We start from the raw sequence: 22,801 nt of genomic DNA on the forward strand, positions 1-22,801 counted from the left end.
CCGGCGAAGGCCTTCGCCGGGGTACAAAGTCTCAGAAGTTGAGCTTCACCGTTCCGCCGAACGTCTGCGGATCGCCCACCTGCGCCGCGATCAGGCCGGTGTTGCCGCCGGTGCCCGCGAGCAGCAGGTCGATATAATCCTGGTCGAACGCGTTCCGGACCCAGGCGAACAGGTCGAACTTGTCCGTCCGGAAGCCGGCACGGAAGTTGTGCAGCGAATAACCGTCGACATTGGTGTAGATCGACGGTGTCGGGTTCGACGACCAGTCGGAGCGGTAGCTGCCGTCATAGCCGAGGTAGAACTGCCCCGCCTCGCCGAACACATTGCCTTCGGTATTGGCCTCCGCACCCCAGGAGAACGCCCATTTGGACACGCCGGGCAGGTCCTGGCCCGAGGCGTCGACGAAGGGCGGGCTGTTGCCGCCCGGCTGACCCGGCGCGCCGACCACGCCCGAATAGCTGCACGGCCCCGTCGCGGGCAACGTCGTGCCGCCCGACAGCTCCGGCGGCGGCGGTGCGTCGCAGAACTTGACGTATTCGGCATCGGTGAACGCGCCCGTCGCGTATGCGTTGAAGCGCGCGCTCGGCCGGACTGAAAAATCGGCCTCGAGCCCGCGGCTGCGAACCTTCTCGGCATTGGCGAGATAGCCGCGAACGGTGCCGAACTGGCCGTTGCTGACGTTGGCCTGGAAATCCTTGATGTCGGTCCAGAAGCCGGTGAGGTTGAAGGTGATGCGGCGGTCCCAGAACTGCGTCTTGATGCCGCCTTCGAAGTGATCGACCTTTTCAGGCTTGATCGTCGCCGCCGCCAGGATCGGCGCGCCGTTTGCGTCGGCGGGCACGCCGTTCAGGTTGATCCCGCCCGTCTTGAACGCCCGCGAATAGGTCGCATAGAGGTTGATGTCGTCGGCCAGCTCGTACCGCAGATTGAGGTCGTAGCTGAGGTTCCAGGCGCTGAATTCCGGCTCGAAGAACTGCGACGCCTGGATGCCGCGCTGCGCCGCGGTCCACGGATCGTTGTAAGAGGGCGAACCGGGGACCGGCGAGACGACCTGACGCGTGCCGTTCGACGCGGTGCCGGTCACGACCGAGTTATAGAGCCCGTCCTTCTTGTCGTAATTGATGCGGACGCCCGGGGACACGACGAAGCGGTCGGTCACTTCCCAGTTGAGCTTTCCGAACGCCGCGATGCTGGTGTTGTCGAGGCGAATGTCGTTGACCGCCACGACGTTGTTGAGCACCGCCGGATTGGTCGACAGCGCGCTGGTCGGGGCGAGCAGCCACCGGCTCGCCGCGGGCCCGGTTTCCTGAATGCCGCTCGTCCGGATCTTCTGGTGGAAGCCGAACAGGCCGAACGTGACGTCGAACCCCGAGCCCTGGTGGTTGAAGCGGAACTCCTGCGTGTACTGGTTCTGCTTCGTCGGGTTGTTGACCTTCGTATAGATCGGCAGGCCGGTGTAATCGCGGTCGTTGGCGGGGGTCCAATCCCAGTACCGCCAGGCCGAGATCGACGTCAGCGTGTTGGCATCGTCGATGTCCCACACCAGCCGCGCCGACAGCCCGCCATGCTCGTTGCGCGCGCGAAGCTCGGCATCGACGTCGGTCACGCGATCATAGGGGTTGGTGCTCGGCACCGCATAGCCGGGAAAGTAGGAGACGAGCCCCGGATACTGGCGGTTCGCGGGTCGCTGCGTCGGACCATAGCTGCCATAGGTAAAGGCGCAGCAGATCGGGTCCTGAAGGTTCCAGTCGCCCGACAGCGTGATGTCGAGATCGGGCTTCACCTTCCAGAGCAGCGACCCGCGCACGCCGACGCTGTCCTGCGACTGGATGAACCGGCGCTGCGTGGTGTTGTAGAGCGTACCGCGCCGATCGGTGGCGGTGGCGCTCAGGCGGACCGCCAGATTCTCGGCCAACGGACCGGTGACCGAGACCTTGCCCTGCTTGAAGTCGAGATTGCCGAGCGACACCTCGGCCTTGCCGCCGAACTCGAACGACGGCGCCTGGGTCGTGATGTTGATCGCGCCGGCGGTGGTGTTCTTGCCGTAGAGCGTGCCCTGCGGTCCGCGCAAAGTCTCGATCCGCTCGACGTCGACGAAGTCCAGCGTCGCCGAGGCGATGCGGTTATAATAGACGTCGTCGATATAGATTCCGACGCCCTGCTCGAACCCGTCATTGGTCAGCCCGAACGGCGCGCCGATGCCGCGGATGTTGATGAAGGTGTTGCGCGGGTTCTGCGAATAGAATTGCAGCGTGGGCGTCAGCTGCGTCAGCCGCGAGAGATTGTAGGTGCCCTGTGCGTCTAGTGTCGCGCCGCTGACGACCGAGACGGCGATCGGCACCTGCTGGACATTTTCCTGACGTCGCCGCGCGGTGACGGTGATGTCGCCCTGCCCCGGCGCCTCGTCCTCTGCGGCCGGAACCGGATCGTCCTCGGCCGGCGCGGCGGCGACCGGCGCCGGCACGCGCGGCGGCTCTGCGGCGGCATAGACCTGGGGACTGGCGGCAAGCAGCAATAACCCTTTGACGGCGACGAGGCTCATGATGTCTTCTCCCTAGACCATCATACCTCCCATATTCCTATCGGCTTAGTCGATAAAGAACCGCTTTGCTGGTGCGAAGTCGCCATGCGGGTGGTCGTAACGCTTGAAATCAGCCCGATCCGGCCCATCTTCTTCGTGTCGTCGATGCCGAAGACCGGGTCGCCGACCACGCCGCGCCAGATGGGCGGCGCGCTTCGTCAACATTGCTTCCTTGGAGGATTTGACATGCGTCAGTTCGACTTCACCCCCTATCGCCGTTCGGCCATCGGTTTCGATCGCCTGTTCGACATGCTCGAGACGAGCACGCGCCAGCAGCAGGGGGACAATTACCCGCCCTTCAACCTCGAGAAGACGAGCGACGATCATTACCGGATCACGCTCGCGGTCGCCGGCTTCAAGGCCGACGAGATCGACATCACCGCGCAGCAGAACCTGCTGGTGGTCTCGGGCCGCAAGGGCGAGGACAATGACAACCAGCGTGGCAGCTTCCTGCACCTGGGCATCGCCAATCGCAGCTTCGAGCGGCGGTTCGAGCTTGCCGACTTCGTGCGGGTGGAGGCGGCCAACCTTGCCGACGGCCTGCTGACGATCGAACTCGTCCGCGAAGTGCCCGAGGCGATGAAGCCCAAGAAGGTCGCCATCGCGACCGGCACTCCCGCCGGCGCCGCGATCGAGCATCAGGCGGCGGCGTAACGCCCCCGCCCGCTCGGGCGATGCACCGTTCCGCTAAGGCGCCTTGCTCCCTTGGGCGTCGCGGCGAAAGGCGTCCGGACCCTCGCGTCCGGGCGCCTTTTGATTTTCGGATGAGCGTATCCCTTGTCCGTCACCCCGGACTTGATCCGGGGTCCCGCTTTCCCCTTCTCTAGCTCGAAAGAAGAAAGAAGCGGGATCCCGGATCAAGTTCGGGATGACGATGAGCTCAGACCAGCCGCGACTGCGCCACTGCCGCCGCGATGAAGCTCGCGAACAGGGGGTGCGGGTCGAACGGCTTGGACTTCAGTTCCGGATGGAACTGCACGCCGACGAACCAGGGATGGTCGGGCCGCTCGACGATCTCTGGCAGCATGTCGTCGGGCGACATGCCCGAGAAGACGAGCCCCCCCTCCTCCAGCGCGTCGCGATAGCCGGTGTTCACCTCGTACCGGTGACGATGGCGCTCCGAAATCTCGTTGTCGCCATAGATCGACGCGACGACGCTGTTGCCCGCCAGCTTGGCCGGATAGGCACCCAGCCGCATCGTGCCGCCCAGGTCGCCGCCCGCCTCGCGAGTTTCGAGGCCCTTGTCGCTCATCCATTCGGTGATGATGCCGACGACGGGCTCCTTGGTGGGCCCGAACTCGGTCGAGGACGCGTCCTCGATCCCGGCGAGGTTCCGCGCCCCCTCGATGCAGGCCATCTGCATGCCGAAGCAGATGCCGAAATAGGGCACGCGCCGCTCCCGCGCGAAGCGGACGCTGGCGATCTTACCCTCCGCACCGCGCTCACCGAACGCGCCGGGGACTAGGATCGCGTGGCACGGCTCGAGCGCGGCGGCGACTTCCGCCTCGTCGCCCTCGAACAGCTCCGCGTCGATCCAGCGGATGTTGACGCGCACCTTGTTGGCGATGCCGCCATGGACGAGCGCTTCATTGAGCGACTTGTACGCGTCCTGAAGGCCGACATATTTACCGACAACGCCGACCGTCACCTCGCCCTCCGGATTGAAGAGGCGGTCGGTGATCTCCGACCAGCGGTCGAGCGGCGGCTTCTCGCCCGGCTCGATCGCAAAGGCGCGCAGCACTTCCTCGTCCAGCCCCTCGGCATGGTACTGGAGCGGCACGGCATAGATGCTCGGCGCGTCGAGCGCGGCGATCACCGCTTCGGGCCTGACGTTGCAGAATTGCGCGATCTTGCGCCGGTCGCCCTCGGGCAACGGCTTCTCGCAGCGGCAGACGAGGACGTCGGGCTGGACACCCAGCGCCGCCAGCTCGCGCACCGAATGCTGCGTCGGCTTGGTCTTCAGCTCGCCCGCGGCGGCGATGTAGGGAACGAGCGTGACATGCACGCTGATCGACTGCCCGCGGCCCAGGTCGTTGCGAAGCTGGCGGATCGCCTCGATGAAGGGCAGCGATTCGATGTCGCCCACGGTGCCGCCGATCTCGCACAGGACGAAGTCGAGATCCTCGGTCTGGTCCTGCGCGAACGACTTGATCGCGTCGGTGACGTGCGGGATCACCTGCACCGTCGCGCCCAGATAATCGCCGCGCCGCTCGCGCTGGATGATCGTCTGATAGATCCGGCCGGACGTCACATTGTCCGACTGGCGCGCCGACACGCCGGTGAAGCGCTCATAGTGGCCGAGATCGAGGTCGGTCTCCGCCCCGTCGTCGGTCACATAGACTTCACCATGCTGATAGGGACTCATCGTCCCCGGATCGACGTTCAGATACGGATCGAACTTGCGGATCCGAACGCGATAGCCGCGTGCCTGGAGGAGGGCCGCCAGGCTGGCCGCCATGAGACCCTTGCCGAGCGACGAGACCACGCCGCCGGTGATGAAGATGTACCGCGCCATGGGAGGAAACGCCTAACGCCGAAAGTCATGGGGACCAAGCGCGCGAATCCGCGACGCCTGAAAATAGTCGCGCCTGAAACGCGATCACGAAGCGATTATTGAGCGGGCGCCGCCGTGTTGCCAGCGGGCGCCGCCTGGTTGGCGATCACCGCGCCCGCCGCCGCGTCGAGCGGATCGACGCCGGGCGCCGCCGGTGCCGGGCCGCTCGCAGGTGGCGGCGCCGCCGTCGTCGGCCGCGCCAGGCTGGTGTCGATCGAGTCGCTCTTCCGCGTCGCCGCCAGCACCGCCAGAAGGATGCTCATCGCGATGAACAGGCCCGCCAGCACCGCAGTGGCTCGGGTCAGGAAGTTCGCCGCGCCGCGCGCCGACATCAGCCCCGACGGGCTGCCGCTCGACGTCAGCCCGCCACCCTCCGACTGCTGCATCAGGATCACGGTGACGAGCATCGCGGCGATGACGGCATGCACGACGAGGAGGAAGGAGAACAGCATCGGCGGGGTCGGAATCCAAGAAAGGGACGCAGCAACCGGCGTCCGGATAGCCGCGCACATAGGCCGACAGGCGCGACGGATCAACCGGCGCCTCCACGGCACCGAAACGGACCGCGAACTGGATGAATGTGACATTTGCAAAACGGTGCGAAACCGCAGGGCCACAAGGGCGTTCAGTGCCGCAGGAAGCCTCCGTGCTTGCGGAGCTGTAACGATATGGATTCGCGCGTGAATGCGATCAGCCCTACGGCTCTATCATCCTGGATGCACACGCTGGTGGATTATGTCCGCTCGGGCGAGCCCGACCTGACCAATCGCCAAATGGCACTCCTGATGCTCGTCTATCTCGATGAAGGTCCGCATACGGTGCGGGGATTGGCCCGCGCGCTCAACGTATCGAAACCGGTCGTCACGCGCGCCTTGAACAGGCTGGGCGCGCTCGGCTATCTGCGCCGACAGCGCGACGATAGCGACAAGCGCAACATCTTCGTGACGCGCACACCGGAAGGGGCGGACTTTCTTGCAGAATTCGGGCATTTCCTCGGCGTCGACGACGGATTATCGCGGCGCAGCGGCGTCGGCAACGCGTGATCGCCACGCGCTGACGGGCCGTTCTGTCCGTCTCGACCCCCGCATCGACCCGGTTCGCCCCGACCTCACCGACCTGCGCCTCGCCGACCGAGTGTTCGCACCGCATTACGCGGCGGCGAGCGCGCGCACCGCGCTGACGATGGCGCCGCTGCGGGAGACCTCGGCGAAGGGCGCGGCGGTGCTTTCGGAACTGTTGCCCGGCGACAGCTTCGACCTGCTCGAACTGAGCGCAGGGATGGCCTGGGGTCGTTCGCTGACCGATGGCCTGGTCGGCTATGTCGACGAAGACGCGCTGGGCGAAGCGGTCGAGGCGACGCACCGCGTCGTCGCCCGCGAAGCAGCGCTGCGAGAGGCGCCCGACGCCGATGCCGCCGCGTTGGCGACGTTGCCGATGGGCAGCCGGCTGACCGCGCTGGGCGAGCGCGGCGCGTTTCTCCTGACCGATCACGGATATGTCGCCGCCGACGCGGTCGCGTCGGTCGAGGCGAGCGATCCTGCCGGGGTGACGGCCGCCGCGCTGCGCCTGCTCAGCGCGCCGGAGCGCGTCGGCGGCCGGTCCGGCGCGGGCGTCGACGGCACCGGCTTCATCTTCCTGGCCCACGACGTGGCCGGGGTCGTGATCCCGCGCCTGCCCGACCTGATCGCCGCTACCCTGACACCGGGAAGCGGCACGCCCGCCGCCGGCGACGTCGTCATGTTCGCCGATCACCTCGCGATCATGGTCGACGCGGTCAGCGCGGTGCATGTCGAGGGCAAGGTGATGCGCGAGCGGCTGTCGACCCTGGTGGAGCGGCACGGCGCGCCCGTTTCGTTCGGAAAGGCGGCATGATGCGCAGCGTCTTCATCGACGGCGCCGCCGGCACCACCGGCCTCGAAATCCGCGAACGGCTTGCCGGCCGGGCCGAGTTCCACGTCGTCGCGCTGGAGGGCGAGGCGCGCAAGGATGCCGCCGCGCGAGCGCAGGCGCTGAACGACGCCGACTTCGTCATCCTCTGCCTCCCCGACGACGCCGCGCGAGAAGCGGTCGAGCTGATCCGCAACCCGGCCGTCCGCGTCGTCGACGCGTCGAGCGCGCATCGCGTTGCCGATGGCTGGACATACGGCTTTCCCGAGCTCGAGCCGGTGCAAGCCGCCGCGATCGCCGAGGCGGCACGTGTCAGCAATCCGGGCTGCTATCCCACCGGCTTCCTCGCGCTCGTCCGGCCGCTGGTTAGGACCGGCCTGATCCCGCACGACTGGCCGATCAGCGTCAACGCCGTCTCCGGCTATTCGGGCGGCGGCAAGGCGATGATCGCCGAGTTCGAGAATGGCGAGACCGGGACGGCGCACCGCGCCTACGGCCTGTCGCTGTCGCACAAGCATCTGCCCGAAATGCAGCGCCACGCGCGCATCGCCGACCCGCCGATCTTCCAGCCCGCGGTCGCGCACACCTATCGCGGGATGCTGGTCGAGGTGCCGCTGCCGCTCCACGCACTCCCCCGCAAGCCGTCGCTCGCCGCGATCGAGGCGGCGTGGCGCGAGGCGTATCGCGACCAGTCGCTCGTCCGGGTGGCCGCGAGCGAGGAAGCGACGACGATCGAGATCGAGGCGGATGCGGGCACCGACCGGATGACGCTCCACGTTTTCGGCAATGCGGCGACCGGCCAGGCACGGCTGATCGCAACGCTCGACAACCTGGGCAAGGGCGCGGCGGGTGCGGCGGTGCAGAACCTCAACATCATGGCGGGGCTCGACCCGGTGGCGGGCCTTCTCACCTGACTCCTCGTTCGTCCTGAGCTTGTCGAAGGCCGTGCCAAGAGCGTTCCGCTTCGGGCACGTGCTTCGACAGGCTCAGCACGAACGGATTGTTGTACGGGGCCGTTACCCCACCAAGGCCGCCAGCGCCTCCAGCGCCAGCGGCGGGGCGCACAGATAGCCCTGGAAGTACTGGCAGCCCTCGGCCGCCAGCAGTTCGAGCTGCGCGTCGGTTTCGACCCCCTCCGCCACCACCGCGAGGCCCAGCGAGCGCGCCATGTCGATCACGCCGCGCACGACGATGCGGTCGCGCGCATTGCCGGCGATATCCTGCGCCAATGCCTTGTCGATCTTAAGATAGTCGAGCGGCAGCGACTTGAGATACGCAAGGCTCGAATAGCCGGTGCCGAAATCGTCGATCGCGACGCGCAGCCCGGCCCGGCGCAGTTCGGCGAGCAGCCGCGCCGCCTCGCCCAGCTCCGCCATCAGCCCGCTTTCCGTGATCTCGACCGTCAGCCGCGCGCGCGGGAAGCCGCTTGCATCCACACGGTCGAGCAGCCGGTCGGCGAAGCCGCCGCGCGCCACGTCGCCCGCGGTAACGTTGATCGAAAGCCGCAGATTTCCCAGCCCCGCCGGCCACGCCGCGGCGCGTGTGAGCGCCAGCGCCTGCACATGGTCGGACAATGCGGTCGACAGACCCGCGCGATCCGCCGCGGCGAACAGGGTCTCCGCGCCGAGCTCGCCCAATGCCGGGTGCCGCCACCGGGCCAGCGCCTCGACGCCGACAATCGCCCCGCTCGCGATCGCGACCTGCGGCTGCCAGAGCACGTCGACCTGGCCGCCCTCCATCGCCTCGCGAAGCTGGACGGCGAGCGTGTCGAGCGACGCCGCCTCGGTCGGCTCCCCTTCCCCCAGCCGCAACAGCAATGCGGCGGCGTCGTCGCCCGGCCTGCTGGCGACACTGCGCAGCTCGGCGCCGAGCGGCACGAGCTCGCCCTCGACCACGAATGGCCGCGCCAGCGCCGCTTCGATCGCGGGAGCCGCTTCCGCCAGCATATGTCGAGCGGCGATCGCGAATTCGGCGCCGCCCAGTCGCGCGACGATCGGCCGCGCGCCGGGTATCGACGCCAGCGCATCCTCGATCCGCCGCGCCGCCGACTGGATCAGCCGGTCGCCGGCACCGCGGCCATAGGCAAGGTTGACGATGTCGAGCCGCGCCAGCGTGACCGCCAGCACGTGCACTTCGCCCTCCTCCAACGCATGCTCGATCCAGCGCCGCGCGCCCGCGGCATCGCGCGCACGCGGCATCGCTTCGCGCAGCAGCGCCGCGACGTCGGGCGGGCTGCCGAGCGGCTCGATCAGCGCAAGGAGCCGGCCGGTGCGCGCGTCGAGCTGAAGGTGCTGGACCGCGCGCCCCAGCGGCGCGAGCGTCTGGACGAGCGCCGTCGTCCCGTCGATCGAACGCAGCACGCGGGCAAGTTCGCGCCGCGGCGCGGGCGGCAACAGCCTGAGCGCCGCGCGGCGCGACAGCGAATCGGGCTGGTCGATCAGCCGCGCGAGCAATGGCGACAGCTGGACGCGGGCCCGCTCGGGATCCCAGCGCCAGCCGATCAGGTCGCGTGCCGCCGTCCCGCCGCGCGGCTCCGCGCCGCGCGCGGCGAAGCGCAGCGCGTGGAGCAATTCGTCCTCGCCGAACGGGCTCGCCAGGAAATGCGTGGCGCCGGCGTCATAGAAGCCGCCGAGCCGCGACAGGTCGGTCTTCGACACGCAGACCATCATCGCCGCGGGGGGCTCGACCGCCTCGCCCAGCGCGCGCGCCGCGATCAGCCCGTCCTCGAACGCGCCGCGCGCGTCGATCAGCGCGATCGAGGCGCCCGACGCGCGGAAGCGCCGCTCGACCGCCTCGCCGCGGCGTGCGGCAACCGCCTGCCACCCACCGCGCGCGACGATCGCGGCAAGCTCGTCCCGCTGGCGAAAGGACAGCACGAACAGCGGCGGCTGGCTGCGCGGTGCACTCTCGGCGTCGCTCGTCACCCGCTCCCCTCTCTTGATCCCCATGGTGGTGTAGCGTGGAGAAGCCTCGCCGCCAATGCGGGCTTGTTCGCGGACACGCCGCAACCTAGGTTCAGCGCGCCATGTCGAGCCCCGCGCCCCTTGTCGATCGTCATGGCCGTGCCATCCGCTATCTTCGCGTGTCGGTGACCGACCGCTGCGACCTTCGCTGTCGCTATTGCATGGCCGAGAAGATGACCTTTCTGCCGCGCTCGGCGCTGCTGACGCTGGACGAGATGGCGTTGATCGCCGAGCGTTTCGTCGCGCGTGGCGTGACCAAGATCCGGCTGACGGGCGGCGAGCCGCTGGTCCGGCGCGACGCGATGGACCTCGTCGCACGGCTCGGCCGCCATATCGGCGCGGGCCTCGACGAGTTGACGATGACGACCAACGCGACGCGGCTTGCCGACCATGCCGATGCGCTCGTCGCGGCGGGCGTGCGCCGGATCAACGTCAGCCTGGACAGCCGCGATCCCGCGACGTTCCGCCACGTCACCCGGCATGGCGACGTCGATCAGGTGCTCGCCGGCATCGCCGCGGCAAAAGCGGCGGGGCTGCAAGTCAAGATCAATGCCGTCGCGCTTGCCGGACTCAACGAGCATGAGCTGCCCGACCTGCTCGACTGGTGCGTGAGCGAGGGCCACGACCTGACGCTAATCGAGACGATGCCCGTGGGCGCGATTGACGAGGATCGCGCCGATCGCTTCGTGCCGCTGACGCGCGTGCTCGCCGATCTGAAGCAGCGTTTCGACCTTGAGCCCGACGCGCACAGTTCGGGCGGGCCGGCGCGGTACTGGCGCGTTGGCGACAGCGGCGTGCGCCTGGGCCTCATCTCGCCGCTGACCGGCAATTTCTGCGCCGGTTGCAACCGCGTGCGGCTGACGACCGAGGGGATGCTCTACACCTGCCTCGGCCACGAGGACTCGGTCGACCTGAAGGCCGCGATCCGCGACGGCGGCCTTGCCGGCGTCGATGCCGCGATCGACGCCGCGCTCGCCGCCAAGCCGCTGGCCCATGATTTCAAAATCGAACGCGGGTCGGCGCCCGCGCATGCGCGCCACATGAGCGTTACCGGCGGATGAGCATGTTCGAGCGGGCCGCGCTGGTCGCCTCGCCCACCGGTCCGGCCCAGGCGGCGGTCTCCGACCTGCGCGACCGTTACGACTGGGTGCCGCTCGATCAGGCGGAGATGGTGGTCGTGCTGGGCGGCGACGGCTTCATGCTCCAGACGCTGCACATGATGCTGGAGCGGCGCCGGATCGTGCCGGCGTTCGGCATGAACCTCGGCACCGTCGGTTTCATGATGAACGAGTGGCGGCTCGACGGGCTGGAAGAGCGGATCGGGCGTGCCCGGCCCTTCCGCGTCTCGCCGCTCACCATGACCGCGACGACGATCGCCGGCGAGCGGCTGGTGATGCCCGCGATCAACGAAGTGTCGCTACTTCGCGAAACGCGCCAGACCGCCAAGCTGCGGGTCGAGGTCAACGACCGCGACGTTCTCCCCGAACTCGTCTGCGACGGCATCCTCGTCGCGACGCCCGCGGGGTCGACCGCCTATAATCTGTCGGCGAACGGCCCGATCCTGCCGCTCGGATCGAAGATGGTGGCGCTGACTCCGATCAGCCCGTTTCGCCCGCGCCGCTGGCGCGGCGCGATCCTGCCGGAAAAGGCACGCGTCAAGCTGACGGTGCTGGAGGCAGAGAAGCGTCCGGTCAGCGCCGTCGCCGACCAGCGCGAGGTCCGCGACGTCGCCGAGGTCGAGATCGCGATCGACCATATTCGCGATCTGACCTTGTTGTTCGATCCCGAGCACGCGCTCGACGATCGAATCACGATGGAACAGTTCATCGCCTGAGCGACGTCAGTCGGCGTCGGTGGTCTGGTTGTCGCCCGGCTGAAAGGTGATCTGCTGGGCGCCGTGACGACTCATCTTGTTCTGCCAGAGCCAGTTATTTTGCCGCGCCGCCTCGCTGCGCCGGCGCGATCGCTCGCGACGCCGTGATATTTGACGTTGTTTTAGAACGGCATAGATCAATCCGCCCCCGACCAGTACAGACGCGGCGAACAGAACAAAAGGCTTGAACATCGACCCGCTCCCCAACGGATGCGTCTTTCTGGGTTGGATGCGTTACTTTCGCAACTGCAAACTATGCGTTTTTCGACTCAGGAAGCACAATCGTATCATCGTGGGATCGCTTTGATTTGACAGCTGCTTACTTCGACTACGCTAAATCAACATGTTGTCGAGACATGTTCACATCGACGGCTTCCGACCCGGTTTACCTTGCGACCAACATATGGTTGGCTGCACCCGCGCGTACGAAGCTGGAGAAGTGGGATGGGGATCAAGGTGTTGGCGGCGGCGCTGCTGATGGCGGCGGCGACGGGATCGGCAGCGAGTTCGCAGCCCACGGCGCTCAACACGCTGACCGCGGCCGAGCGGCAGGCGGGCTGGACGCTCCTGTTCAACGGCCGCGACCTGACCGGATGGCGGTCGTTCGCGGGCGGACCGCCGCCGTCGACCTGGCGCGTGCGCGACGGCATGATCGAGCTCACCAAGGACGATGGCCAGATGAGCGGCACCGACCTGGTCACCGCGGGCAGCTATGGCGCGTTCGAACTAACGCTCGACTGGAAGGTCGAGGCGGGCGGCAACAGCGGCGTGCTCTATCTCGCGCGCAATGTGCCGCAGGCGAGCCAGGTCTATCAGACCGGGCTGGAGATGCAGGTGCTCGACGATGCCGGTCATGCGGACGGCAAGATCCCGTCGCACCGCGCCGGGTCGCTCTACGACATCACCGTGCCGCCCGCCGGCGCGTCGCGGCCCGCGGGGCAGTGGAACCGGGCGCGATTGCTGGTCGAGCCCGGGCGTATCCGCCAATGGCTGAACGGCATTCCGACCGCCGCTGTCAGTTATGGTGACGATGCCTGGCGCAAGCGTGTGGCCGCATCGAAATTCGCGAAGATGCCGCTGTTCGGCACCTTCCCCAGCGGCGTCATCGCGCTTCAGGATCATGGCGAGCCCGTCGCGTTCCGAAACGTCAAGCTGCGCCGGATCGGTGCCAGCGCGGTGGCGAAGTGATGGCGCAGGCTCGCACCTCCGCCGACGCGCCCGCGGACGTCATCATCGTCGGATCGGGCGCGGCAGGCGGCATGGCCGCTTACACGCTGACGAAGGCGGGGCTCCGCTGCCTGATGCTGGAGGCGGGTCGCGACTATGACCCGCAGGCCGAGGTCAACATGTTCGCGCCAGAGAGCGACGCACCGCTCCGCGGATCGTCGACGCCGGACAAGCCCTTCGGCTATTTCGACGCAACGGTCGATGGCGGTTGGGAGATCGACGGCGAGCCCTTCACCAATCGCGAGGGCACCGATTTCCGCTGGTGGCGGCCGCGGATGCTGGGCGGGCGGACCAACCATTGGGGCCGGCACGTCCCGCGCTGGGGCCCGTACGACTTCAAGCCCTTCTCTCGCGATGGACTGGGGGTGGACTGGCCGATCGCCTATGACGACGTCGCGCCCTTCTATGACCGGGTCGAGAAGATGATTGGCGTGAATGGCGGCCCGATCGGGCTGGAGAACCACCCGGACTCGCCGCCCGACTGTCTGATGCCCCCGCCCAAGCCGCGCGTGACCGAGATGCTCATCAAGGCCGCGGCCGAGAGCGTCGGCATTCCCGTCCGTCCCGCACACACCGCGGTGCTGACGCGCGACATGCCCGACCCGGTCGCGCCTCGAAAGGCGTGCTTCAACGCGACGCCCTGCACCCGCGGCTGCACGATCGGCGCGATGTGGCAGACGACAACCTCGTTCCTGCCGATGGCCAAGGCGACGGGTCGACTGACGCTCGTCACCGACGCGATGGTCGCTCGCGTGCTGACCGGCACCAAGGGACGCGTGTCGGGCGTCGAATATATCGATCGCAAGACCGGCAAGCGGCAACAGGTCCGCGCCCGCGCCGTCGTGCTGGCGGCCGGCACGCTGGAGACGACGCGGCTGCTGCTCAACTCGGGCGAGGCGGGGCGCGGGCTCGCCAACTCGTCGGGGCAGCTCGGCAAGAACCTGACCGATTCGACCGGCGCGACGTTCAGCGCCTACATCCCCGGCCTCGCCGACCGGCCGCGCTACAATGAGGACGGGATCGGCGGGCAGCACATCTACATTCCGTTCTGGGACTATGACCGGCAGAAGCGCGGCGAGCTCGACTTCGCGCGCGGCTATCATTTCGAGATCGGCGGCCGGTTCGGCATCCCGCCGATGGGGGTGATGCCGCGCGTCTGGGGCGGCGACCTCAAGAAGGCGGTGCGTCACGCCAGCGGCGCGACGATCAGCCTGGTGCTGCGCGGCGAGATGATCCCCAACGCCGACACCTTCTGCGAGGCCGATCCGCAGGTGAAGGACCGCTTCGGCATCCCGGTCCTCCGCTTCGCCTTCAAATGGTCCCGCCACGAGATCAATCAGGTCGCGCACGGCCGGCGCTCGGCACAAAGCGTGTTCGAGAAGATGAAGGGCACGCTCCTGTTCGATCCGAACGTTCCGCCCGAGAAGATGATGACCGCGGGCGGCGAGATCATCCACGAGCTCGGCACCGCGCGGATGGGGCCGGATGCCAGGACGTCGGTCGTCGACAGCTATGGACAGGCGTGGGATGCGGACAATCTGGTGCTGATGGACGGCGCGATCTTCGCCTCGGGTGCGCACAAGAACCCGACGCTCACCATCCTTGCGCTCGCGCTTCGCTCGTCCGAGCGGCTGGCGACGCGGATCAAGTCGGGAGCGATCGCATGACCCCCTCGCGCCGTGAAACGCTGCAATGGATGATCGCTGCCGCCGCGCTGCCGCTCGCGCGCTGGACGCCGCCGGCGATGGCCGGCGAAGCGGCCGCGCCGTTCCAGACGGTGGCCGACTGGCCGGCGAGCGTGCCGTCGCTCCCGGCGACCAAGGGCTATGGCCGCGATCCCGACCTGATGGACCCTAAGGTCCCATGGCCGCTGACGCTGACCAAGCCGCAGCGCGCGACCGTCGATCTGCTCGGCGACATGATCCTGCCCGCCGACGACGTGTCGCCCGGCGCCGGCCAGCTTGGCGTCGGTGCGTTCATCGACGAATGGATCAGCGCCCCCTACCCCGCGCAGCAGGCCGATCGCGCGCGAATCGTCGGCGGGCTGATGTGGCTCGACGCGCAGGCACAGGCCCTCCATCGCCGGGCGTTCACCGGACTCGACGTCGGCCAGCGGAGCGCCATGCTCGACGCGCTGTGCACCGCCGCGCCCGCCGGTGCGATGGAGAAGCCGGTCGCCTTCATGGATCGGCTGCGCGGGCTGTTCGTGCTCGGCTTCTACAGCCTGCCGGAGGGCAAGAAGGACATGGGCTATGTCGGCGAGACGCCGGTCGAGGGCCCCTATCCCGGCCCGACGCCGGAGGCGCTGGCGCATCTGTCGCAGCTCCTGGGGACGCTGAAGCTGACGCCCGCCTGATCCGCACTTGCCTGGGCAGGGTCGGCCGTTATCCTGCTGAAAACAGGGTTGAGGGGAGAGGATGATGACCGCACGCTTCGATCGACGGATGCTGCTGGGCGGCGGACTGGCGGCGTCGGCCGGTGCGCTGATGCCACTTGGCAAGGCGATCGCCCAGCGGCGCCGCACGGCCCCCAGCGACCGGCTTCAGGTCGGGCTGATCGGCTGCAAGGGGATGGGCTGGTCCAACCTGACCGCGGTGCTGAAGGGCGCCGGGGTCGAGGCGGTGGCGCTGTGCGACGTCGATGCGCGCGTCCTTGCGCAGCGGGGCCCGGAGCTTCAGAAGCTGACCGGGCGCGCCCCGCGCCTCTATGACGATTATCGCCGGATGCTGGACGATCGCGACATCGACGCGGTCATCATCGCGACGCCAGACCATTGGCACGCGCTACAGCTCACCGACGCGATGTCGGCGGGCAAGGATGCCTATTGCGAGAAGCCGCTCGGCAACTCGATCGCCGAATGCCGCGCGATGGTCGCCGCCAAGCAGCGCCACAACCGCGTCGTCCAGGTCGGCCAGTGGCAGCGGAGCAACCGGCACTGGGCCGATGCGATCGCGCACGTCCATGGCGGCGGCATCGGCCGCGTGCGCAAGGTCAAGGCGTGGGCCTACATGGGCTGGATGAAGCGCGTCGCGCCGCAGCCGGACCAGCCGGTGCCCGCGGGCGTCGATTACGACCGCTGGCTGGGCCCGGCACAGCAGCGCCCCTTCAACCCCAACCGCTTCCATTTCAGCTGGCGCTGGTATTGGGACTATGCGGGCGGACTGATGACCGACTGGGGCGTCCACCTGATCGACATCGCGCTTCTGGGCATGAAGGCGCAGGTTCCGCGGTCGGTGAGCGCGCTGGGCGGCGCCTATGGCTATCCGGACTCGGCGATGGAGACGCCGGATACGCAGACCGCGATCTTCGACTTCGGCAACTACTCGGTCGAATGGGAGCATGCCGTCGGCATCAGCCAGGGCCCCTATGGCGGCCGCGATCACGGCGTCGCGTTCGTCGGCGAGACGGGCACGCTGATCGTCGACCGCGGCAAGTGGGAAGTCGTGCCCGAGACGAGCGACGGCAAGCCGCTGACACGCGCGGTGCCCGTCACCAAGTCGGCCGACAACGGACTGGAGCGGCACACCGCCGACTTCGTCGCGTGCATCAAGGATCGGACGCGCACGCCCGCCTGCCCGATCGAGTCCGCCGCCAACACCGCCATCGTCTGCCAGATGGGCAATGTCGCCTGGCGGACGGGTCGCAAGGTCGATTGGGACGCCGACAAGGGCCGCTTCGGTGACGATGGGGAGGCGAATGCGCTCATCACGCCCCGCTATCGCGCGCCCTATCGCCTGCCGCGCTAGTCAGACCGCCCAGCGCATCCGCCGCCGGACGGCCACGCCGATCGCGATGGCCGCCCCGGCGGTGGCGACATCGAGCGCGAAGTCGCCCCAGTCGCCGTGTCGGCCGACCGCCATCCAGAGCTGCGCCAGTTCGATGCCGCCGCCGAACACCGCGCTGATCGCCAGGATCCACCAGGGTGACAGGCGCGGATAGGCGATCATCATCAGCCAGGGCAGCGCGAGGAAGGCGAGCATGTGCCGCACGGTACCGTCCTCGATCATCGCGCCCGCCGGGCCGGGGGTGAGCGCAAGATACAGGGTCACGGCCGCTGCCACCCACAGGGTGATCCGGGCCGACGAAAGCGAGATCATGGTTGCTCCGATCGGTTGAGCGTCAGGAAGGATGCGGCCGCGCGGTTGCGCCGCACCGCCGAAGGGACGAAGGGGGGAGCCATATCGCGAGCGCGCCGCCCTGATCGGTGCGGCGCCGCCCATCCCCGGGAAATCGAATGCTGACCCTCGTCAAACGCATCGACCGCTACAGCCTGATGCTCCTGGCGACGGTCTTGATCGCGACCCTGCTGCCCTGCCGCGGCGACGTGGCCGTGGGATTCCGGATCGCGACGTCGGCGGCGATCGCGCTGCTGTTCTTCCTGCACGGGGCCAAGCTGTCGCGTGCGGCGATCGTGGCGGGCATGACGAACTGGCGGCTGCACCTGATGGTGTTCGCGCTCACCTTCCTGTTCTTTCCCGGCCTCGGTCTGGGGTTCCAGGCGGTGGCGGGGGCGATCATCTCGCCCTCGCTGGCGGCCGGTTTGCTGTTCCTGACGCTGCTCCCCTCGACGGTCCAGTCGTCGATCGCCTTCACCTCGATCGCCCGCGGCAACGTGCCGGCGGCGGTGTGCAGTGCGTCCGCGTCCAACCTGATCGGCATCCTGCTGACGCCCTTGCTGGTCGCGTTGCTGATGGACGGCGGCAACGGACAGGTCAGCGGCAGCGAGGTGCGCACCATCGCGCTCCAGCTCCTGCTGCCGTTCGTGCTCGGCCACCTGTCCCGCCCGCTCACCGCGCGGACGGTGGAGCGTCACAAGAGCGTGCTGTCGCTCGTCGATCGCGGATCGATCCTGCTCGTCGTCTATACCGCCTTCAGCGAGGCGGTGGTCGAGGGGCTGTGGACGACGGTGCCCGCGTGGCAGTTGCTGGCGGTCGTCCTGCTCAGCGCGGTGATGCTGGCGATCGTCATGGTCGTCGCGCGCGTTGCCGCCCGCCGCTTCGGCTTTTCGACGCCGGACGAGATCGCGATCGTCTTCTGCGGGTCGAAGAAGAGCCTCGCGTCGGGCGTGCCGATGGCGGGCGTGTTGTTCCCCGCGGCACAGGTGGGCGCGATCATCCTGCCGCTGATGATTTTCCACCAGCTCCAGCTCCTCGCCTGCGCGGCCATCGCGCAGCGTTATGCCGGGCGTGCCCCCGACCCGAACGAGGCCGAGGACGCCGTGATCGCCAGCTGACCGCACCGCTCAGGCCACCTGCGACCGGATGGGGACCGCGCGGCCATTGGGCCGGCGCCAGTGGATCAGCTCGTGCCCGGCGAACAGGATCAGGCCTACCGCCAGCGGCAGCAGGAAATAGACTGCCCGATAGACGAGCAGCGCCCCGAACAGGGTCGCGCGGTCGAACTGCGGCAGCGCGAGTAGCATCACCACCTCGAACACGCCGACACCGCCCGGCGCATGCGTGATGAGCCCGGAAACGAGCCCCGCCAGATAGGCGAACAGCACCAGCGGGAAGTCGGCAAGGCTTGCGCCCGGAAGCAGCACGAACAGCGCCGCCGTCGCGATCGACAGGTCGAGCACGCCGATGCCGAACTGGACCAGCGTCATGCGGACGGTCGGCAGCGGGAACGACCAGCCGAACAGGTCGATCGGCCGCCCGGCGCGCCAGTGAAGATAGCCGAGATAGGCGAGCAGCCCCCCGACCCCGACCCCGCCCACCGCGACCTGAAGCGAGCGGCCGATATACAGCCCCTCCTCGACGAAGGTCGCCGGCTGGACGATCAGTCCGATCGAGAAGAGGAGCGCGATGCCGAGCCAGAGGGAAACGCCGGCGATCGTCAGCACCTGTGCCACCTCGCCGATCGTCAGCCCGGCGATGCGATAGACCCGCGCCCGCGCCGTCCCCGACGTCAGCGGCGTGAACCCGAAATTGTGGCTGAAGATGTAGCTGGTGAACGAGGCGAGTGCGGTCCGCGGATAGCTGACATGCCGGTTGATGACCCGGAGGGCCGCGACGTCATACGCGGTCAGCACGATGTAGCTCGCGACCGTAAAGCCGATCGAGATCATCAGCCGCCGCGATCCGATCTGATGGATGGAGGCGTTGATCTCGTCCCAACTTGTGTCCGACAGCACCCGCTTAAGCGCCAGCACGGCAATGGTGACGACGACCAGCATGATCGCCGCCAGCACGCTGTTGCGCACCCGCCCGGGGCGGAGCAGCCGCTGGCCGGTGCGGATGACCGCCGACGAAGCGGACAAGAGCGCGACCCTCACGACGCCGCCGCCCGCCGCCGCGGTGCCGCCTCCAGATCGAGCGCATCCACATCGCCGCGGCCGAGCAGCTGATGATATTGCACCCAGACCTGTTCGGACGCGCGGTCCCAGCCATAGCTCGCGCTTGCGTCGCGCGCGCGCCGGCCCATGCGGCCGCGCATCTCGGCGAAGGCGGCGAGCCGGGCGACATGCGCCGTCGCGGCATCCAGGTCGCCGGGCGTGTAGAGCAGGCCTGACCCATTGTTCAGCAGCGCGCTCGCGCTCGCCACGTCGACGCTGACGCTCGGCAGGCCGGACGCCATCGCCTCCAGCGTCACGTTGCCGAATGCCTCGGTGATGCTGGGGTTGAGGAAGATGTCGGCGCTCGCCACCGCTTCGCCCAGCGCCTCGCCCTGGAGGTGCCCGGTCAGCCGCGCGGCGGGCAGGCGCTTGGCGAGCCAGCCCCGCTCCGGCCCCTCGCCGACGACGACGGGATGGACCTTGACGCCAGAGGCCGTCAGCCGGTCGCAGACGTCGGCGAAGTCGGCGAGCCCCTTTTCGCGCACCAGCCGTCCGAAGAACAGCAGCGCGACACCATCCGGCGGGATGCCGTGGCGCGCGCGCCAGGCCTGCGATCGGCGCTGCGGATCGAACCGGACGCGGTCGACGCCCCGCCCCCAGATCGCGATCCTGCCGCCCAGCCCGGCCGCCTCGAACTCGTCCGCGATCGCCTGCGTCGGGACGAGCACCCGATCGCTCCGGCCATAGAAGCGGTCGAGATGGCGCTCCATCGCCGGCCGCACGAAGCGCGCGCCATAGAAGTCGGCATATTTTTCGAAGCGCGTATGTAGGCTGGCGACGACCGGCACGCCGAGGCTGCGCGCAAAGGTCTGCGCCGCGGTGCCGGTCCAGTCGGGCGCCGACAGGTGGAACAGGTCGGGCGCGAACGCGCGAACGTCGCGGCGGATCGATCGCGGCAGGCCGAGCCCGAGCCGATATTCGGCCCGCCCGGGGATCGAGAGCGACGGCACGCCGACCAGCGTCCCCTGCGGCACGAAGGCGGGCGTGCGGGACACCGGCGAATAGACGCGCACCGCCGCCCCGCGCCGCTCGAGATATTCGACGAGGCGATTGAGCGCCTGGTTCGCGCCATCGCGAACATAATTGTAGTTGCCTGAAAACAGCGCGATCCGCAGCGGCGTGCCGGAATCGGCAACGGGCGCAGCGGGACCGAACCCGGCGGTGTTGTGATACATGTGATTTCCCGGTGTATGCGTCCGGCGCGTTCGCCTGGCGACCAGTCGGGCCGAGCTAACCCGGCGCGCTTACATGGGCCTTACGGAGACGCGCCGGCGGAGGGGCACGATGAGATTGCTGGTGGTCGAGGACAATGCCGACCTGGTGCCGATGCTGGGCCGCGTCCTTGAGGATGCGGGCTTTTCGATGGATCATGCCGGATCGGTCGAGGATGCCAGCCTGTCGCTTCTCACCGGCACCTATGCCGCGGTCGTGCTCGACCTGGGGTTGCCGGACGGGTCCGGGCTGTCCGTCGTCCAGGCGATGCGCGACCGGCGCGACCTAACGCCGGTGATCGCGCTCACCGCCCGCGGCGCGGTGGTGGACCGGGTGGCCGGCCTTGCCGCCGGTGCCGACGATTACCTCACCAAGCCCTTCGCGCCCGAGGAACTGGTTGCGCGTCTTCAGGCTTTGCTTCGCCGATCGGGGTCGATCGTCGACCGCGTGATCGAATGCGGCAATGTCGGCTTCGATCCGGCGACCCGCGACGTCGTCATCGCCGACACGCCCGTCGTCCTCTCCGCCCGTGAGCTGGAGCTGCTCGACGTGCTGATCCGCCGCCACGGCCGCGTCGTGTCCAAGGCGACGGTGGAGGCGCAGCTGTTCGGCATCGGCGATGACCTGGGTTCGAACGCGGTCGAGGTCTATGTCCACCGCCTGCGCCGCCGTCTGGCCCAGGCGGGCGCCTCCGCCGAGATCGTCACGATCCGGGGGCTCGGCTATATGCTGGGTGTGCGCGAGGCGTGAGGTTCCGTGCCCGATCGCTGCTGTCGCGCATCCTCTGGCTGCACGGCATCGCCGTCCTCGTCACCGCGGTTGCGGTGTCGGCCGGCGTCTATCTCTTCCTCGACACCACCGCCGATCGCTTTCAACGGGAAATCCTGCGCGAGCATGCCGAGGCGGCGGCCAAGCGCCTGACCCGGACCGCGGACGGACGCCTCGAACTCGGCCCGCTGCGGCCGGGATCACCGGCGCCCTCGCGGCCATTCTCAGTCATCCTGATCGACGCCGCGGGCCTTGAGATCGCGAGCACCGGGACGCGGGTGACCCCCCTCGCCCGGATCCCGCGACAGGCGAACCCCGTCTATTTCACGCGCCAGTCACGCGCGGCGATCTATTCCGGATACAGCCTGCCGATCCGGCGTGACGGGTCGCCTGCCTGGCTGGTGGCGATCCAGAATCTCGAGCATCCGGACTATATCGTCGACGACATCCTCCGGCAGTTCCTGGTCTATGGCGGCGCGATCGTCCTGCCGCTCCTGTTGCTGCTGCTGGCCGCCGATGCGTGGATCATCCGGCGGGCGCTGCGCCCCGTACGCGACGCCTCCGCGCTCGTCCGCACGCTCGGCCCCAAGCAGCTGGACGTGCGCGTACCGGAGGCGGACCTGCCGCGCGAGGTCAGGCCGCTTGCCGAGGCGATGAACGCCGCGCTCGACCGGGTGGTCGAGGGCTATCAGACGCAGCGCGACTTTATCGCCGACGCCGCGCACGAGCTGAGAACGCCGATCGCGCTCGCCCGGATGCGCGCCGAGGAGGTGGCGGACGAGGCGCTCCGCAAGCGGCTCAAGAGCGACCTCGACCATTTCGGGCGAACCGTCGGGCAGTTGCTGGAGATCGCCGAACTCGATGGCGCCGCACTCGATTTCGACGATTGCGTCGACCTGCGCCGCGTGGCGGCCGAGGCGGCGTCCGCCTTCGCCCCCCTCGCCTTTCAGCGGCGTCAGGGGATCGCGCTGGTCGCGGGCGACGATCCGGTCTGGGTCCGCGGCCATGCCGAGATGATCGCGCGCGTGCTGAAGGCGCTGACCGAGAATGCCATCGCGCACACGCCGCCCGGCACCGCCATCGAGATATCGGTCACCCCGGACGGCACGCTCGCCGTCACCGACGACGGTCCCGGGATTGGCGAGGGCGACGAAGCGCTGATCTTCCGCCGCTTTTGGCGTCGCGACCGCAGCGCCGGGCACAGCTCGGGCCTGGGCCTCGCCATCGTCGCGCGGATCGCCGAGGCGCACGGCACCAACGTCTCCGTCCGCTCGCGCAAGGGCGAAACCCGGTTCGAGATCAGGTTCAAGCCGATCTGACGCGGCTTCGGCCTGTAGGAAGGAAGCGGCCGACCTCAGGGTCGCACACGATCGTAAACGGCCGCTGACGTTATCATTGAGGA

At 68.5% G+C, this 22,801-nt stretch carries 21 protein-coding genes; 13 read left to right on the forward strand and 8 right to left on the reverse strand.

The window, feature by feature from the left end; genetic code table 11:
* Positions 1–31: 31 nt before the first annotated feature.
* The gene (locus RS883_RS10935; RefSeq protein ID WP_315760233.1) at positions 32–2,542 is read right to left on the reverse strand and encodes a TonB-dependent receptor; all 2,511 of its coding nucleotides are present in this window, start codon (positions 2,540–2,542) and stop codon (positions 32–34) included.
* A 225-nt stretch (positions 2,543–2,767) separates the two neighbouring features.
* On the opposite strand from RS883_RS10935, the gene RS883_RS10940 reads away from it, so the two are divergent.
* A complete protein-coding gene (locus RS883_RS10940; RefSeq protein WP_315760234.1) occupies positions 2,768–3,235 on the forward strand; it encodes an Hsp20 family protein in 468 nt (155 codons plus the stop codon).
* 226 nt (positions 3,236–3,461) lie between these two features.
* Here the strand turns inward: RS883_RS10940 and RS883_RS10945 are convergent, their stop codons facing one another.
* Positions 3,462–5,096 (reverse strand): CTP synthase, encoded by a 1,635-nt coding sequence (locus tag RS883_RS10945; protein WP_315760235.1) that lies wholly within the window; start codon positions 5,094–5,096, stop codon positions 3,462–3,464.
* 95 nt (positions 5,097–5,191) lie between these two features.
* Complete coding sequence (secG, locus tag RS883_RS10950) at positions 5,192–5,587, reverse strand: preprotein translocase subunit SecG (RefSeq protein ID WP_425475054.1); 396 nt, start codon at positions 5,585–5,587, stop codon at positions 5,192–5,194.
* Positions 5,588–5,851: 264 nt separating this feature from the next.
* Here secG and RS883_RS10955 point away from each other — a divergent pair, with 264 nt between their 5' ends.
* Genes RS883_RS10955 through argC form a run of 3 tightly spaced genes read left to right on the forward strand, consistent with a single transcriptional unit; the run spans position 5,852 to position 7,936 of the window.
* Positions 5,852–6,178, forward strand: a complete 327-nt coding sequence (locus tag RS883_RS10955; protein WP_315765077.1) for a MarR family transcriptional regulator — start codon at positions 5,852–5,854, stop codon at positions 6,176–6,178.
* Complete coding sequence (locus tag RS883_RS10960; protein WP_315760236.1) at positions 6,108–7,007, forward strand: hypothetical protein; 900 nt, start codon at positions 6,108–6,110, stop codon at positions 7,005–7,007. Before RS883_RS10955 ends, RS883_RS10960 begins: the two co-directional genes overlap by 71 nt.
* The gene (gene argC, locus RS883_RS10965; protein WP_315760237.1) at positions 7,004–7,936 is read left to right on the forward strand and encodes an N-acetyl-gamma-glutamyl-phosphate reductase; all 933 of its coding nucleotides are present in this window, start codon (positions 7,004–7,006) and stop codon (positions 7,934–7,936) included. Before RS883_RS10960 ends, argC begins: the two co-directional genes overlap by 4 nt.
* Before the next feature lie 102 nt (positions 7,937–8,038).
* Here argC and RS883_RS10970 read toward each other — a convergent pair whose 3' ends face one another.
* Positions 8,039–9,946: an EAL domain-containing protein gene (locus tag RS883_RS10970; protein ID WP_315760238.1), complete on the reverse strand. Its 1,908-nt coding sequence runs from the start codon at positions 9,944–9,946 to the stop codon at positions 8,039–8,041.
* Positions 9,947–10,047: 101 nt separating this feature from the next.
* On the opposite strand from RS883_RS10970, the gene moaA reads away from it, so the two are divergent.
* Positions 10,048–11,046, forward strand: coding sequence for a GTP 3',8-cyclase MoaA (gene moaA, locus RS883_RS10975; protein ID WP_315760239.1), 999 nt, complete (start codon positions 10,048–10,050; stop codon positions 11,044–11,046).
* Positions 11,043–11,819 carry an NAD kinase gene (locus RS883_RS10980; RefSeq protein WP_315760240.1) on the forward strand — a complete coding sequence of 259 codons (777 nt, stop codon included), beginning with the start codon at positions 11,043–11,045 and terminating at the stop codon, positions 11,817–11,819. The genes moaA and RS883_RS10980 overlap by 4 nt, the downstream gene beginning before the upstream one ends.
* Before the next feature lie 6 nt (positions 11,820–11,825).
* Here RS883_RS10980 and RS883_RS10985 read toward each other — a convergent pair whose 3' ends face one another.
* Positions 11,826–12,050: a hypothetical protein gene (locus RS883_RS10985; RefSeq protein ID WP_315760241.1), complete on the reverse strand. Its 225-nt coding sequence runs from the start codon at positions 12,048–12,050 to the stop codon at positions 11,826–11,828.
* Positions 12,051–12,302: 252 nt separating this feature from the next.
* Here RS883_RS10985 and RS883_RS10990 point away from each other — a divergent pair, with 252 nt between their 5' ends.
* From RS883_RS10990 to RS883_RS11005, 4 genes are all read left to right on the forward strand, one after another.
* On the forward strand, positions 12,303–13,046 hold the full coding sequence (locus RS883_RS10990) for a DUF1080 domain-containing protein (protein WP_315760242.1): 744 nt from the start codon (positions 12,303–12,305) through the stop codon (positions 13,044–13,046).
* Complete coding sequence (locus RS883_RS10995) at positions 13,046–14,752, forward strand: GMC family oxidoreductase (RefSeq protein WP_315760243.1); 1,707 nt, start codon at positions 13,046–13,048, stop codon at positions 14,750–14,752. Before RS883_RS10990 ends, RS883_RS10995 begins: the two co-directional genes overlap by 1 nt.
* Positions 14,749–15,441, forward strand: coding sequence for a gluconate 2-dehydrogenase subunit 3 family protein (locus RS883_RS11000; RefSeq protein ID WP_315760244.1), 693 nt, complete (start codon positions 14,749–14,751; stop codon positions 15,439–15,441). Before RS883_RS10995 ends, RS883_RS11000 begins: the two co-directional genes overlap by 4 nt.
* A 64-nt stretch (positions 15,442–15,505) precedes the next feature.
* A complete protein-coding gene (locus tag RS883_RS11005) occupies positions 15,506–16,831 on the forward strand; it encodes a Gfo/Idh/MocA family oxidoreductase (RefSeq protein WP_315760245.1) in 1,326 nt (441 codons plus the stop codon).
* Here RS883_RS11005 and RS883_RS11010 read toward each other — a convergent pair whose 3' ends face one another.
* On the reverse strand, positions 16,832–17,182 hold the full coding sequence (locus RS883_RS11010) for a VanZ family protein (RefSeq protein ID WP_315760246.1): 351 nt from the start codon (positions 17,180–17,182) through the stop codon (positions 16,832–16,834).
* Between the two features lie 137 nt (positions 17,183–17,319).
* On the opposite strand from RS883_RS11010, the gene RS883_RS11015 reads away from it, so the two are divergent.
* Positions 17,320–18,318 carry a bile acid:sodium symporter family protein gene (locus tag RS883_RS11015; RefSeq protein ID WP_315760247.1) on the forward strand — a complete coding sequence of 333 codons (999 nt, stop codon included), beginning with the start codon at positions 17,320–17,322 and terminating at the stop codon, positions 18,316–18,318.
* A gap of 9 nt (positions 18,319–18,327) precedes the next feature.
* Here RS883_RS11015 and RS883_RS11020 read toward each other — a convergent pair whose 3' ends face one another.
* Positions 18,328–19,359: a lysylphosphatidylglycerol synthase domain-containing protein gene (locus RS883_RS11020; RefSeq protein ID WP_315760248.1), complete on the reverse strand. Its 1,032-nt coding sequence runs from the start codon at positions 19,357–19,359 to the stop codon at positions 18,328–18,330.
* A complete protein-coding gene (locus RS883_RS11025; protein ID WP_315760249.1) occupies positions 19,356–20,594 on the reverse strand; it encodes a glycosyltransferase family 1 protein in 1,239 nt (412 codons plus the stop codon). Before RS883_RS11025 ends, RS883_RS11020 begins: the two co-directional genes overlap by 4 nt.
* Before the next feature lie 109 nt (positions 20,595–20,703).
* On the opposite strand from RS883_RS11025, the gene RS883_RS11030 reads away from it, so the two are divergent.
* Both RS883_RS11030 and RS883_RS11035 read left to right on the forward strand, forming a co-directional pair.
* Positions 20,704–21,381: a response regulator transcription factor gene (locus tag RS883_RS11030; RefSeq protein WP_315760250.1), complete on the forward strand. Its 678-nt coding sequence runs from the start codon at positions 20,704–20,706 to the stop codon at positions 21,379–21,381.
* The gene (locus RS883_RS11035) at positions 21,378–22,718 is read left to right on the forward strand and encodes a sensor histidine kinase (RefSeq protein ID WP_315760251.1); all 1,341 of its coding nucleotides are present in this window, start codon (positions 21,378–21,380) and stop codon (positions 22,716–22,718) included. Before RS883_RS11030 ends, RS883_RS11035 begins: the two co-directional genes overlap by 4 nt.
* Positions 22,719–22,801: the final 83 nt, after the last annotated feature.

Source organism: Sphingomonas sp. Y38-1Y (assembly GCF_032391395.1).
In the GTDB taxonomy this organism is placed as follows: domain Bacteria; phylum Pseudomonadota; class Alphaproteobacteria; order Sphingomonadales; family Sphingomonadaceae; genus Sphingomonas.